This window comes from Roseomonas indoligenes (assembly GCF_017813365.1).
Taxonomy (GTDB): domain Bacteria; phylum Pseudomonadota; class Alphaproteobacteria; order Acetobacterales; family Acetobacteraceae; genus Roseomonas; species Roseomonas indoligenes.
Window position 1 is genome coordinate 210,260 of sequence record NZ_JAGIZA010000003.1, and the last position, 12,764, is coordinate 223,023.

The 12,764-nt window shown below is 72.1% G+C and carries 12 protein-coding genes; 7 read left to right on the forward strand and 5 right to left on the reverse strand.

Going from position 1 to position 12,764, the window contains the following annotated elements; genetic code table 11:
* Positions 1 to 12 precede the first annotated feature (12 nt).
* The 3 genes from pyrG to tpiA form a co-directional block, all read right to left on the reverse strand.
* Positions 13 to 1,644, reverse strand: a complete 1,632-nt coding sequence (pyrG, locus tag J5Y10_RS06070) for a CTP synthase (RefSeq protein WP_209371845.1) — start codon at positions 1,642 to 1,644, stop codon at positions 13 to 15.
* 105 nt (positions 1,645 to 1,749) lie between these two features.
* Positions 1,750 to 2,079 carry a preprotein translocase subunit SecG gene (gene secG, locus J5Y10_RS06075; RefSeq protein WP_209371847.1) on the reverse strand — a complete coding sequence of 110 codons (330 nt, stop codon included), beginning with the start codon at positions 2,077 to 2,079 and terminating at the stop codon, positions 1,750 to 1,752.
* A gap of 44 nt (positions 2,080 to 2,123) precedes the next feature.
* The gene (gene tpiA, locus J5Y10_RS06080; RefSeq protein ID WP_209371863.1) at positions 2,124 to 2,882 is read right to left on the reverse strand and encodes a triose-phosphate isomerase; all 759 of its coding nucleotides are present in this window, start codon (positions 2,880 to 2,882) and stop codon (positions 2,124 to 2,126) included.
* Between the two features lie 87 nt (positions 2,883 to 2,969).
* Here tpiA and J5Y10_RS06085 point away from each other — a divergent pair, with 87 nt between their 5' ends.
* Genes J5Y10_RS06085 through trpD form a run of 4 tightly spaced genes read left to right on the forward strand, consistent with a single transcriptional unit; the run spans position 2,970 to position 8,122 of the window.
* Complete coding sequence (locus tag J5Y10_RS06085) at positions 2,970 to 4,913, forward strand: peptidylprolyl isomerase (protein WP_209371864.1); 1,944 nt, start codon at positions 2,970 to 2,972, stop codon at positions 4,911 to 4,913.
* Positions 4,910 to 6,442: an anthranilate synthase component I gene (gene trpE / locus J5Y10_RS06090; RefSeq protein WP_209371865.1), complete on the forward strand. Its 1,533-nt coding sequence runs from the start codon at positions 4,910 to 4,912 to the stop codon at positions 6,440 to 6,442. The genes J5Y10_RS06085 and trpE overlap by 4 nt, the downstream gene beginning before the upstream one ends.
* Positions 6,443 to 6,496: 54 nt before the next feature.
* Positions 6,497 to 7,111: an anthranilate synthase component II gene (locus J5Y10_RS06095; protein WP_209371866.1), complete on the forward strand. Its 615-nt coding sequence runs from the start codon at positions 6,497 to 6,499 to the stop codon at positions 7,109 to 7,111.
* A gap of 3 nt (positions 7,112 to 7,114) precedes the next feature.
* Positions 7,115 to 8,122 carry an anthranilate phosphoribosyltransferase gene (gene trpD / locus J5Y10_RS06100; RefSeq protein WP_209371867.1) on the forward strand — a complete coding sequence of 336 codons (1,008 nt, stop codon included), beginning with the start codon at positions 7,115 to 7,117 and terminating at the stop codon, positions 8,120 to 8,122.
* Here the strand turns inward: trpD and J5Y10_RS06105 are convergent.
* Complete coding sequence (locus J5Y10_RS06105) at positions 8,119 to 8,937, reverse strand: class I SAM-dependent methyltransferase (protein WP_209371868.1); 819 nt, start codon at positions 8,935 to 8,937, stop codon at positions 8,119 to 8,121. The two genes, trpD and J5Y10_RS06105, sit on opposite strands and share 4 nt — an antisense overlap.
* On the reverse strand, positions 8,937 to 9,803 hold the full coding sequence (locus J5Y10_RS06110; RefSeq protein ID WP_209371869.1) for a metal-dependent hydrolase: 867 nt from the start codon (positions 9,801 to 9,803) through the stop codon (positions 8,937 to 8,939). Before J5Y10_RS06110 ends, J5Y10_RS06105 begins: the two co-directional genes overlap by 1 nt.
* A gap of 306 nt (positions 9,804 to 10,109) precedes the next feature.
* Between J5Y10_RS06110 and trpC the strand changes: the two genes are divergently transcribed.
* Genes trpC through J5Y10_RS06125 form a run of 3 tightly spaced genes read left to right on the forward strand, consistent with a single transcriptional unit; the run spans position 10,110 to position 12,662 of the window.
* Entirely contained in the window at positions 10,110 to 10,982 is an 873-nt protein-coding gene (gene trpC / locus J5Y10_RS06115) for an indole-3-glycerol phosphate synthase TrpC (protein WP_209371870.1), read from the forward strand.
* Positions 10,979 to 11,455, forward strand: coding sequence for a cyclic pyranopterin monophosphate synthase MoaC (gene moaC, locus J5Y10_RS06120; protein ID WP_209371871.1), 477 nt, complete (start codon positions 10,979 to 10,981; stop codon positions 11,453 to 11,455). The genes trpC and moaC overlap by 4 nt, the downstream gene beginning before the upstream one ends.
* A 1-nt stretch (position 11,456) precedes the next feature.
* A complete protein-coding gene (locus J5Y10_RS06125; protein ID WP_209371873.1) occupies positions 11,457 to 12,662 on the forward strand; it encodes a molybdopterin molybdotransferase MoeA in 1,206 nt (401 codons plus the stop codon).
* The last annotated feature ends 102 nt before the right edge of the window (positions 12,663 to 12,764 follow it).

Below are 12,764 nucleotides of genomic sequence, written 5' to 3' on the forward strand. Positions count from 1 at the left end.
GCTCGCCAGTTTTCAGACCAGCCGCGCCTGCCGCACGGCCGCCCCGACGAAGCCCGCGAAGATCGGGTGCGGCTCGAAGGGCTTGGACTTCAGCTCCGGATGATACTGCACGCCGAGAAACCAGGGATGGTCCGGTCGCTCCACGATCTCCGGCAGCACGCCGTCCGGCGACATGCCGGAGAAGCGCAGGCCGGTGGCCTCCAGCTTCTCGCGGTAGTTCACGTTCACCTCGTAGCGGTGGCGGTGGCGCTCCATGATCTCGGGCTTGCCGTCATAGATGGAGCGGACGAGTGAATCCTCGGCCAGCAGGGAGGGATAGGAGCCCAGCCGCATGGTGCCGCCGAGGTCGCCGCCTTCCTCGCGCTTCTCCACCTGGTTGCCGCGCTTCCACTCCGTCAGCAGCCCCACCACGGGATCCTCGCAGGGCCCGAACTCCGTCGAGGAAGCGCCGGGCAGGCCGGCTTGGTGCCGCGCCGCCTCCACCACCGCCATCTGCATGCCGAAGCAGATGCCGAGGAAGGGCACGTTCCGCTCCCGCGCGAACTGCACAGCGCGGATCTTGCCCTCGCTGCCGCGCTCGCCGAAGCCGCCGGGCACGAGAATGCCGTGCACCCCCTCCAGCCGCTTCGTCGCGCCCTCACCCTCGAAGATGGAACTGTCGACCCAGTCCAGCTTCACCTTCACGTTGTGCGCGATGCCGCCATGGGTCAGCGCCTCGCCGAGTGACTTATAGGCGTCGAGCAGCGACATGTACTTGCCGACGACCGCGACGGTCACCTCGCCCTCCGGGTGCTGGAGGGAGTTGACGATCTTCCGCCAGCGGGAAAGGTCCGGCTCCCCGTAGACAGACATGTCGAAGTGCCGCAGCACTTCCCGGTCCAGGCCCTCGTCATGGTACTGCAGCGGCACGGCGTAGATGCTGGTGGCGTCCAGCGCGGGAATCACGCTCTCCGGCCGCACGTTGCAGAAGCTGGCGATCTTGCGTCGCTCGTTCTCCGGGATCGGACGGTCGCAGCGGCAGAGCAGGATTTGCGGCTGGATGCCCAAGCCCAGCAGCTCCTTCACGCTGTGCTGCGTCGGCTTCGTCTTCAGCTCGCCGGCGGAAGCGATCCAGGGCACGAGCGTCAGATGGACGAACAGGGCGTTGCGCGGCCCCAGCTCGTTCGCCAGCTGCCGCAGCGCCTCGAGGAAGGGAAGGCTCTCGATATCACCCACCGTGCCGCCGACCTCGACCAGGACGAAGTCGTAATCCTCGACCCCGCTGGTGATGCCTTCCTTGATGGCATCCGTAATATGCGGGATCACCTGGACGGTCCCGCCCAGATACTCCCCGCGCCGCTCCTTCGCGATCACCTCGGAGTAGATGCGCCCGGAGGTCCAGGCATCGGCCTGGTTGGCATGCACCCCGGTGAAGCGCTCGTAGTGGCCGAGATCGAGGTCGGTTTCCGCCCCGTCATCGGTCACGAAGACCTCGCCGTGCTGATACGGGCTCATCGTGCCCGGATCGACGTTGAGGTAGGGGTCCAGCTTTCGCATGCGGACCGTGTGGCCACGCGCCTGCAGGAGCGCAGCCAGGGAAGCTGCGGCAATGCCTTTTCCGAGGGAAGAGACCACGCCGCCGGTGATGAATACGTACCGCGTCATGGGGGTCCCTTATAACGAGCGTGATGGCGCCGCGGCCAGGGGCCACGGACGCGTGAGTGCCATGCGCGACCCCGGCTTGAACGGGGCCGCCTTTGCTACAGTGGCTTAGTTGGTCGGGACCGAGGGTGCGGCCGGCGCGACGGGTGCCGCCGGCAGGGCCGGAGCGGTCGCGGCGGGCGGCGAATCGAAGAGGGAGCGCTGCCGCCCGGTCCCCTGGTTCAGCAGCCCAAGCGCCAGCGCCAGCGCCATGAAGATCGTGGCCAGCACGGCCGTGGCCCGCGTGAGCAGGTTCGCCGTACCCCGGCCGGACATGAAGTTGCCCATGCCCTGGGAGGAGCCGATGCCCAGCCCCCCGCCCTCGCTGCGCTGCAGCAGCACGACCCCGATCAGGGCGGCGGCGACGAAGAAGTGCAGGACGAGGAGGACGGTGGTCATGATTCCCGGCTTCTAGCCCCGTAACGGGTGCGGGGGGAAGGGATTCAGGCGGAAACGGCGGCGGCGATGGCCAGGAAGTCGTCGGCCTTCAGGCTGGCGCCCCCCACCAGGGCCCCGTCCACATTCGGAAGGGCCAGGATGGAAACGGCGTTGGAGGGCTTCACGGAGCCGCCGTAGAGTAGGCGCGTCGTCTCCCCCTGCCCGGGGAACAGCGCCACGAGCTCGGCGCGCATCCTTCCGTGCATGGCGGAGATGTCGGCCTCGGTCGGGGTCCGCCCCGTGCCGATCGCCCAGACCGGCTCATAGGCCACCACCCCCTTCGCCCGCGCGAAGTCAGGCGGCAGGGACCCGGCGATCTGCGCCGCAACCACCGGCTCCGCCTCCCCGGCGTCGCGCTGGGCCTCCGTCTCGCCCACGCAGACCACGGGGATCAGCCCCGCCTCGATCGCCGCCCGGGCCTTGGCCTGGACCTGCGCGTCCGTCTCCCCGTGATCCGCCCGGCGCTCGGAATGGCCGAGGATGACGAAGCCGCAGCCGGCATCCGCCAGCATGGCGGCCGAGACGTCGCCGGTATGGGCCCCGTTCGCCTCCGCCGAGCAGTCCTGCCCGCCGATCGCCACGGGCTTCCAGCCCATGGAGGCGGCGGCGACGTGAAGGTGCAGGAAGGGCGGGCAGATCAGCAGGTCGGCGTTCGGCGCCCGGTCCAGCCCGGCCCGCACCCCCTCGGCCAGGGCCGCGGCGTCCCGCAGCGTGCCGTTCATCTTCCAGTTGCCGGCGATGAGGGGGCGGACTCCGGGGGTCATGGGCTCTCCTGGTGCAACGGCGCGTTTCAACGCCGCCTATCGGGCGGATCGAGGTTTGGCAACCGTACCGGGATGGGCTACCGCCCCATGTCCGAACTTCCCCCAGCAGGGCCCGCCGCCACCATGATCACCGCGTTCCGCCGCCTCGCCGGCACCTGGTTCGCCAGGGGCCTCTTCGTCCTGCTGGTGCTGTCCTTCGCGGTCTGGGGGATCGAGGACACCATCCGCAACTTCGGCCGGGACAATGCCGTGGCCCGGGTGGGTGGCGACCCGATCGAGCTGGCGGAAGCCCAGACCGCCGCCCGGCGGGAGACGCAGCGCCTGCAGCGCCAGCTCGGCCCGCGCTTCGAGCCGAACGAGGCCTTCCGCCAGGCCGTGGCCCGGCGGGCGCTGGACAACCTCATCGCCTCCCGCGCGCAGGACCGGGAGGCCCGCCGCCTTGGCGTCGCCGCCTCCGTGGATGCCGTGCGGGCCTATACCTTCTCCATCCCCGCCTTCCGCGGCGCCGATGGCCAGTTCAGCCCGTTCCTCCTCCAGCAGTTCATGCGCCAGAACGACATGACCGAGGCCGACTTCACCCGCCTCGTCGTCTCCGACCTGCAGCGCCAGCAGCTGGTGGGCGCCGTGCGCGCCGGCGCCCGCGCCCCGGAGACGCTGACGAAGCTCCTGGCCGCCTTCGCCGGGGAGAGGCGCGTGGCGGAAGTGGCGGAGTTCCCCCTCCTCACCGCCCCGGAGGTTCCTGAGCCGACCCAGGCGCAGCTGGAACGCTTCCACGAGAACAACCCCGCGCAGTTCTCCTCCCCCGAGTATCGCGAGGCCGCCGTCGCCCTGCTCTCCGCCGAGATCCTGCTGCCGAAGGTCGAGGTCTCCGAGGCCGAGATCGACGCCGGGCTAGAGGCCCAGCGCGAGCGCAGCGGCGCCCCGGAGCGCCGCACCGTGGAGCAGGCGCTTGTGAAGACGAAGGAGGCGGCGGACGCCATCCGCACGGCCTGGACCGGCGGCGCGAACCTCGAGGCGATCACGGCCCAGGCGGTCGCCGCCGGCGGCGCCGCGCTGGAGATGGGCGCGGTGACCCGCGCGGAGATGCCCGTGGAGAACATTGCTAGCGCCGTCTTCGCCCTGCCCCAGGGCGGCGTGAGCGAGCCGATCCAGAGCCCCTTCGGCTGGCACGTGATGAAGGTCACCGCCATCCAGGCCGCCGCGGAGATCCCGATGGAGACCCTCCGCGCCCAGACCCGCGAGACCCTGGCGCGCGAGAAGGCCGCCGACCTCTCCTTCGAGGAGGCGAACAAGCTGGAGGACGCGCTCTCCGGCGGCGCCACGGTGGAGGAGGCGGCGAAGCGCTTTGACCTGGAGTCCACGCGCGTGACGCTGGACCGCCAGGGCAATGGCCAGGACGGCCGCCCCGTGGCCCTGCCCGGCGGCCCCGCCGCCCGCGCCGCGCTGATCGAGGCGATCTTCGCCAACCCCGCCGGCTCCGGCCCGCGGGTGGCGGAAGTGGGCCAGGCCTTCGCCGCAATGGACGTTTCCAACGCCATCCCCGCCGCGCTGCGCCCCTTCGCCTCCGTCGAGGCCGAGGTGCGCCGCGCCTGGACGCTCGACGCCCGCCGCCGCGCGCAGGAGGAGCGGGCCACCGCCCTGATGTCCGCCGCCCAGGGAAATAACGGCCAGGGCGGCAAGGACTTCACGGAAGCCGCGAAGGAGGCCGGGGTGGAGCCGGTCCGCATGGGCCCCGCCACCCGCGACGCCGAGGGCCCTGCGGCCGGCGGCATCCCCGCGGAGCTTCTGCCCGCACTTTTCACCCTGAAGCCCGGCGAGGTGACCATGGCCACCACGGCCGCCGGCTTCGCCGTGGCGAAGCTGGTGGAGATCCTCCCCGCCGAGGCGAGCCCCGAGGCCGTGACCCGCGCCAAGACCGAGGTGGAGCAGGCGATGCAGGAGGACCTGGAGGCCCAGTTCGCCGCCGCCCTGCGCGCCCGCGCCGAGGTCAAGATCAACGAGGCCCTGATGGACCAGGTGGCGGCGCGATGAACCCCATCGGGACCAACGCCGAGGGCTACGCCGCCTTCGCCGCCGCCCATGCCGCCGGCCGCGGCCAGGTGGTGTTCCGGGAACGCGTCGCGGACCTCGACACCCCCGTCGGCGCCTTCCTCAAGCTCGCGGAAGGGCGGCCCAACACCTTCCTGCTGGAGAGCGTGGAGGGCGGGCAGAGCCGCGGCCGCTACTCCGCGATCGGCCTCGCCCCGGACCTGATCTGGCGCTGCCGGGGCGGCCGGGCGGAGGTGAACCGCCACGCCCTCGCCGCCCCGCACGCCTTCGTACCGGAGGAAGCGGCGCCGCTGGACAGCCTTCGGGCCCTGATTACGGCCTGCCGCATGGAAATGCCGGCCGGGCTGCCACCCTGTGCCGCCGGCCTGTTCGGGTATCTTGGCTACGACATGGTCCGGCAGATGGAGAGGTTGCCGGCGGAAAACCCGGACCTGCTGGGCATCCCCGAGGCGATCCTCGGCCGCCCGACCCTGATTGCCGTCTTCGATCACGTGCGGGACATCCTGACGCTCTGCGCCCCGGTCTATGCCGACAAGGGCGAGACGGCCCGGGACGCCTACGAGGCCGCCCAGGCCCGGCTGGACGAGGCGGAGGCGGCGCTGGACCGCCCCGTGCCCCGCCCCGCCCCGCCGGCCGCCCTGCCCGCCCCGGGGACGCCGACCTCCAACTTCACGCGGGAGGGCTTCATGGCCCTGGTGGAGCGCGCCAAGGAATACGTGGCCGCCGGCGACGTGTTCCAGGTGGTGCCCAGCCAGCGCTTCCAGGCCCCCTTCGCCCTGCCGCCCTTTGCCCTCTACCGGGCGCTGCGCCGCCTGAACCCCGCGCCCTTCCTGTTCCATTTCGACTTCGGCGGCTTCGCGGCCACGGGCGCGAGCCCGGAAATCCTCGTGCGCCTGCGTGACGGGGTGGTGACCGTGCGTCCCCTGGCCGGCACCCGCCGCCGCGGCGCCACGCCGGAGGAGGACCTGGCGCTGGAGAGGGAGCTCCTGGCCGATCCGAAGGAGCGGGCGGAGCACCTGATGCTGATCGACCTCGGCCGGAACGACGTCGGCCGGGTTGCGGAAATCGGCAGCGTGAAGGTCACCGCCCAGTTCGGGATCGAGCGCTATTCCCAGGTCATGCACATCAGCTCCGAGGTGCAGGGCCGTCTCCGGCCCGGGCTGACGGCGCTGGACGCCCTGATGGCCGGCTTCCCCGCCGGCACCCTCTCCGGCGCGCCGAAGGTGCGGGCCATGGGGATCATCGAGGAGCTGGAGCCCTCCCGCCGCGGCGTCTACGCGGGCTGCTTCGGCTATTTCGGCGGGGATGGCGGCATGGACACCTGCATCGGCCTCCGCATGGCCGTGGTGAAGGACGGGACCATGTACGTCCAGGCGGGCGCCGGGGTGGTGGCGGACAGCGACCCCGCCTCGGAGGAGGAAGAGACGCGGCAGAAGGCCCGCGCCCTGTTCCGCGCGGCCGAGGAGGCCGTGCGCTTCGCCGCTGCCGCGCCGCGCCGGGCGGAGGGCTGAGTCCCGCCCGTCCGGCTTGACCAGCCCCCTGCCCTGGGCCGAAGTGGGGCGGCCATGATCCTGCTCATCGACAACTACGACAGCTTCACCTTCAACCTCGTCCACTTCCTCGGGGAGCTGGGCGCGGAGGTGGCCGTCTGGCGCAACGACGCCCTCTCGGTGGACCAGGCGATGGAAATGAAGCCCCAGGCCATCATCCTCTCACCCGGTCCCTGCACGCCGAACGAGGCGGGCATCTGCCTGGATCTGATCGGCGCGGCCGCAAAGAAGGCCGTGCCCCTGTTCGGCGTCTGCCTTGGGCACCAGTCCATCGGGCAGGCCTTCGGCGGGGCGGTGGTCCGGGCGCCCCAGCCCATCCACGGCAAGGTGCACGAAATGCACCACGGCGGCACCGACGTCTTTGCCGGCCTCCCCTCCCCCTTCAAGGCCACGCGCTACCACTCCCTCGTCGTGCGGCGGGAGGACCTGCCGGAGACTCTCGAGGTCACGGCCGAGACGGCGGACGGGCTCGTCATGGGCCTGGCGCACCGGGACCTTCCGGTCTGGGGCGTGCAGTTCCACCCGGAGAGCATCGCCTCACAGCACGGGCATGACATGTTGGCCAATGTCATGCGGCTGGCCGGGATCAACCTGCCGCCCCGCGACGACGTGCTGCCCCGGGCGGCCTGACCGGTGTCCCTCAAGCCTGTCCTGGCCCGGCTCGCAGCCGGGGAGCGCCTCGCCGAGAGCGAGGCCGAGGCCGCCTTCGGCACGGTGATGGCCGGCGAGGCCACGCCCGCCCAGATCGCCGGCCTGCTCATGGCCATGCGCGTCCGCGGCGAGACGGTGGCGGAGATGACCGGCGCCGTGCGGGCCATGCGCGCCCGCATGCTGGCCGTGGAGGCCCCGCCCGGCGCGATCGACCTCGTCGGCACCGGGGGCGACGCCGCCGGCACCCTCAACATCTCCACCGCCGCCGCGCTGGTCGTGGCGGGATGCGGCGTGCCCGTGGCGAAGCACGGCAACCGCGCCCTCTCGTCCCGCTCCGGCGCCTCCGACGTGCTGACGGCGCTCGGCGTCAACACGGACCTGCCCATGGAGCGCATCCCCGAGGTGCTGCGGGAGGCCGGGATCTGCTTCCTCGCCGCCCCACGGCACCACGCCGCCCTGCGCCACGCCGCGGGGCCCCGCATGGAACTGGGCACGCGCACCATCTTCAACCTGCTTGGCCCCCTGACGAACCCGGCGCGCGTGCGCCGCCAGATGACCGGCGCCTTCGCGCCCCAGTGGCTGCGCCCGATGGCCGAGACGCTCGGCCGCATCGGGACGGAGCATGCCTGGCTGGTCCACGGCCAGGGCCTGGACGAGTTGACGGTCGCCGGTCCCTCCGAGGTCGTGGAGCTGAAGGGCGGCCACATCCGGGAGTTCGAGGTGACGCCGGAGGAAGCCGGGCTGTCCCGCCACTCCGCCGATACCCTGAAGGGCGGTGAGCCGGCGGAGAATGCGGAGGCCCTGGTCGCACTCTTGAAGGGCGAGACGGGCGGCTACCGGGACTGCGTGCTGCTAAACGCTGCCGCCGCGCTCATCGTGGCGGGCCGGGTGGAGGCGCTGAGGGAGGGTGCGGCGCTGGCGGCGGAGTCGATCGCCTCCGGCCGTGCCTTCGCGGCGCTGGAGAAGCTGCGGGCCGCCACGAACGCCTAGCCGGGCTTCTGGTAGCGGCGGGCGAGGTACAGCACCCGCCGCCGCTGCAGTGCCCGGTAGAGGACGGAGCCCTGCATCCCCGCGAACTGCCGCATCACCGGCCGCAACGGGCGGATCCGCGTGATGGCGGCACTCTTCGCCGCCTCCATCGCGTCCAGCGCGGCCACGACGCCCTCGTTGATCTCCGCCTCGGTCCGCAGGACCAGACCGGCACGGGCAAAGGCATTGTCGAGGTCCGGCAGCATGGCCGGGCTTCGCATATCTGCCCAGGTGAGCCACCCGCCCGGCCGCAAAACCCGTGCCGCCTCCGCCGCGAAGCGGTCCATGCTGCCGTAGCAGTGCGAGGACTCGACGTTCACGACGATGTCGAAGCTCGCATCGGGAAAGGGCAGCGCCTCCGCGTCGCCTTCGCGGAAGGTCAGGCGCGGCACGCCCGCGTTGAGCCGGATCGCCCGGCGCACGGTCTGCCGCGCGATGTCCACCCCCGTCACGGCATCCACGGCATAGTGCCGGGCGACATAGGCGGCCCCCCCGCCATGGCCGGAACCCACCTCCAGCACCGAGGCGGCCTTCAGCGGCAATCCTTCGACCGCCTGATGATAGAGGCCGACGAAGGGCCGGGACGGCTCCTCCTCCGGCCGGAGGGCGAAGGGGGCGCCCGGCCCGATGTAGCCGTAGTTCAGGAAAGCCCAGCGCGGCGTGCCGGAGAGGCGCGAGAGCAGGTTGTAGCTCCGCCGCCAGATCCAGCGCCGCAGGCCCGGGAAGGCCCCGCGCTCCGTCGCCCGCAGCACCCTTCGGAACAGAGGTGTCGCCATCAGGCCGGGACGGGGGCAGGCGCCTGGGCGGCCGCGGGCGCCAGCCCCTCCTCCGCCAGCAGGCGACGCCCGGATTCGATCAACCGCGCGTCCTTCGCCCCGCCGCCGCCGCGATAGCCCGGCCGCAGAGAGAGAAGGCAGGCGCCGATGAGGCGGGAGATAAAGCCGGGATAGACAAGGATGATCCAGAGAAAGCGCAGCCGCACCCCGAGCGTCACCTCCTGCCCGGAGGCACGGATCATGGAGAAGGCGTTCCGGACAGCCAGGGTGCAGACCGCCCCGACCACGGTGCCGAAGGTGACGATGCGGCCGACATAGCGCTTCCACAGCGGCAGGCGCGAGGGGATGGCGTGCAGCACCTGGAAGGCCACGGCCGCGTGCTCCACCTCCTCCAGCGCGTGCCAAGTCCAGAGGCGGCGGTAGTCGGGGTTCACGCCCTTCAGCAGCTTCGGGCGGCCGAGGAGGGAGCGGGACATGCTGTAGGTGATCTGCTCGATCGCGCAGGTCACCACCACGCGGCTCCTCGGTCCCTGCGCGGCGGAGAGCATGCGCTTGGTCGTCGCCTCCATCCCGTCCACGTCGTAGCCGAGCGCGCGCAGGCCATCGTTGTAGGATTCGTGCTCCCGCGTGTGGAAGGCCTCCTGCAGCGCATAGCCCTGGATTCCCTTCAGCACCTCCGCGTCCTTCAGGTCATGCACGAAGGGCTTGAGGGAGCGGATGAAGAAGCGCTCCCCCTCCGGCAGCATCACCGCGAAGCCGTCGACGAGGGCGGATTTCAGGAGATCCCCGTCGAACCAGGCACGGTCCGGACGTGCCGCGATCCCGAAGCGGATGTCGCGGGGGATGATGTCCGGGGTGTCGGTCATCGCGGGCTGCTGCACTCCATGCGGGCAGGCGGGGGATATAGCCGAAACGGGCACAGGGTCCCACCCGTCCGCCCGTCCACCCCCTCGCAACCGCGGCATTCCTGCCCTCCCGCAGCAAGGGCCCGCGCGGGGAAGGGCGAGCGCAGAAGGCCAGGACAGGGTCGGTCCCGCGCGCGGCTGGTACCGCATCCGGAACGGCAGGCGCGCGTTGGAGCCCCTGCGGGCCGCGGAACCCCTCCGCGCTCCCCTGCCCCGCACGAGTGCCGCTTGACGGCACCGGCGGAACGGCGCGAGGAACCGCTCACCATGGACCAGACCCTTCCCGTAACCGACGCGCCGTTTTCCGACCCCACGCGCTCCGCGCCGTCCTCCTCCGGCGCCGCCCTGTCGGACACGCTCCGGCAGATCCTGGCCGCCAAGTACCTGGAGGTGCAGGCGCGGCAGCAGGAAACCCCGCTCGGGGAGATGGAGCGGCGCGCCCGGGACGCGGGCAGGCCCCGCCCTTTCACGGCGGCCCTCTGCAACGCCGTGGCGGAGATGCGGGTCGGTCTGATCGCCGAGGTGAAGCGCGCCTCCCCCTCCGGCGGGCTGATCCGCGAGCCCTTCGACCCCGCTGGCATCGCGCGGGCCTACGAGGCCGCGGGTGCCGCCTGCCTCTCGGTTCTCACCGACGAGCAGTGGTTCCAGGGAACGCGGGAGCACCTGCGCCTCGCGCGCGAGGCGACGCAGCTGCCCGTCCTCCGCAAGGATTTCATGGTCGATCCATGGCAGGTCTTCGAGGCCCGGGCGATGGGCGCTGACGCCATTCTCATCATCATGGCCGCCGTGACGGACGAGATGGCGGAAAGGCTGGAGGACACGGCGCGCGGCCTGGACATGGGCGTGCTGGTGGAGGTCCATGACGAGGCGGAGCTGCAGCGCGCCCTGGGCCTGGAGACGCGCCTGATCGGCGTGAACAACCGCGACCTGCGGAGCCTGACGACCGACATCGCGGTGACGGAGCGCCTGGCGCCCCTCATCCCGGCCGACCGCATCCCCGTGGCCGAGAGCGGCATCCGCACTCCCGAGGACGTGCGCCGCATGGTCCATGCCGGCGCCCGCTGCCTGCTCGTGGGCGAGCACCTGCTGCGCCAGCCCGACCCCGGCGCTGCTGCCCGCGCGCTGGTGGAGGCGGCTTGAGCGGCCCCCTCACCCATTTCGACGCTGCCGGGCGGGCGGCGATGGTGGATGTCTCGGCCAAGGCCGAGACGGTGCGGGAGGCCACCGCCAAGGGCCGGATCACCATGCGGCAGGAGACGCTGGCCCTGATCGCCGAGGGACGGGCGGGCAAGGGCGACGTGCTCGGCGTGGCCCGGCTGGCCGGGATCATGGCCGCGAAGCGCACGGCGGAGCTGATCCCCCTCTGCCATCCCCTTCCCCTCTCCTCCGCAAGCGTGGAGCTTGAACTGGCGGAGCCGGACGCGGTGGAGATCACCGCCACGGTCAGGACCGCCGGCCGCACCGGGGTGGAGATGGAGGCGATGACGGCGGTCACCGTCGCCGCTCTGACCGTCTACGACATGGTGAAGGCCGTCGATCGCGCCATGCGGATCGAGGCTGTGCGGCTGGTCAGGAAATCCGGCGGCAAGTCCGGGCTCTACGAGGCCGAGTAGCGTGATCCCCGTCGCCGAGGCGCTGGAGCGCATCCTCTCCGCCCTCCACCCCACTCCGACCGAGACGGTCTCCCTGCCGGAGGGGTGGGGCCGGGTGCTCGCGCGGCCCGTCATCGCCCGCGTCACCCAGCCGCCGGCCGATGTCTCCGCCATGGACGGCTATGCGCTTCGGGCGGCGGATGCGGCCGTGGGGGCGCGGCTGCGCGTGATCGGCAGCGCCCCGGCCGGGCATCCCTTCGATGGCACCGTCGGCCCGGGCGAGGCGGTGCGGATCTTCACCGGCGGCGCCGTGCCCGCCGGTGCCGATGCCATCCTGCTGCAGGAGGATGCGACGGCCGGGGACGGCTTCGTGAGCCCGACCGAGGCCTCCCGCCAGGGCCGCCACATCCGCCGCGCCGGGCTAGACTTCGCCGCCGGCAGCGCCGTGCTGTCCCCGGGCCGCCGCCTGACGGCCCGCGACATCGGCCTCGCGGCCGCCGCCAACCATCCGTGGCTGCAGGTCCACCGCCGCCCGCGAATCGGCATCCTCGCCACGGGCGACGAGATCGCCCTGCCCGGCGATCCCATTCCCCCGGGCGGCATCGTCTCCTCCAATGCCCATGCACTGGCGGCGCTGGTCCGGGCCTCAGGTGGGGAGCCCCTGGTTCTGCCCATCGCTGCCGACGACCGGGACGCGATCGCGGAGGCGGCGACCGCCGCGACGCGCTGCGACCTGCTGCTCACCACCGGCGGTGCGAGCGTGGGCGAGCACGATCTGGTCCAGTCCGCCCTCGGCCCCCAGGGATTCTCGCTGGATTTCTGGAAGATCGCGATGCGGCCGGGCAAGCCGCTGATCTGGGGCGACCTTCGCGGCACCCCCATGCTGGGCCTGCCGGGGAACCCCGTCTCGGCCCTGGTCTGCGCCGTGATCTTCCTCATCCCCGCCCTGCGCCGCCTTTCCGGCCTGCCCGCGGGCCCCGTGGGGGCGGGCACCGCCCTGCTCGGCCGGGACATGCCGGCGAATGACCGGCGGCAGGACTACGTGCGCGCGGAACTCTCCCGCGGCCCGGACGGGGCGCTGACGGCCACCCCCCTGCCCGTCCAGGACAGCTCCATGCTCGCTTCGCTTGCGCGGGCGGGGGCGCTGGTGGTCCGTGCGCCCCATGCTCCGGCGGCCCCGGCGGGCACTCCCGTGGAAATTGTGGAGTTTTCTTCGATCGGCGTCTGAGGAGCGGCATTGACCGACGCGGGAGAACTTTCATAGAACTTCCACGTGGGTTGCCCGTTTGTTCGTGCGGATACCCCCACCCCTCGCCCCCAGGGAGACGCC

Bases quoted from the DNA above. Each gene is read 5' to 3' on its own strand.
- pyrG (WP_209371845.1), bottom strand. From the start codon at position 1,644: ATGACGCGGTACGTATTCATCACCGGCGGCGTGGTCTCTTCCCTCGGA.
- secG (WP_209371847.1), bottom strand. From the start codon at position 2,079: ATGACCACCGTCCTCCTCGTCCTGCACTTCTTCGTCGCCGCCGCCCTG.
- tpiA (WP_209371863.1), bottom strand. From the start codon at position 2,882: ATGACCCCCGGAGTCCGCCCCCTCATCGCCGGCAACTGGAAGATGAAC.
- J5Y10_RS06085 (WP_209371864.1), top strand. From the start codon at position 2,970: ATGTCCGAACTTCCCCCAGCAGGGCCCGCCGCCACCATGATCACCGCG.
- trpE (WP_209371865.1), top strand. From the start codon at position 4,910: ATGAACCCCATCGGGACCAACGCCGAGGGCTACGCCGCCTTCGCCGCC.
- J5Y10_RS06095 (WP_209371866.1), top strand. From the start codon at position 6,497: ATGATCCTGCTCATCGACAACTACGACAGCTTCACCTTCAACCTCGTC.
- J5Y10_RS06105 (WP_209371868.1), bottom strand. From the start codon at position 8,937: ATGGCGACACCTCTGTTCCGAAGGGTGCTGCGGGCGACGGAGCGCGGG.
- J5Y10_RS06110 (WP_209371869.1), bottom strand. From the start codon at position 9,803: ATGACCGACACCCCGGACATCATCCCCCGCGACATCCGCTTCGGGATC.
- trpC (WP_209371870.1), top strand. From the start codon at position 10,110: ATGGACCAGACCCTTCCCGTAACCGACGCGCCGTTTTCCGACCCCACG.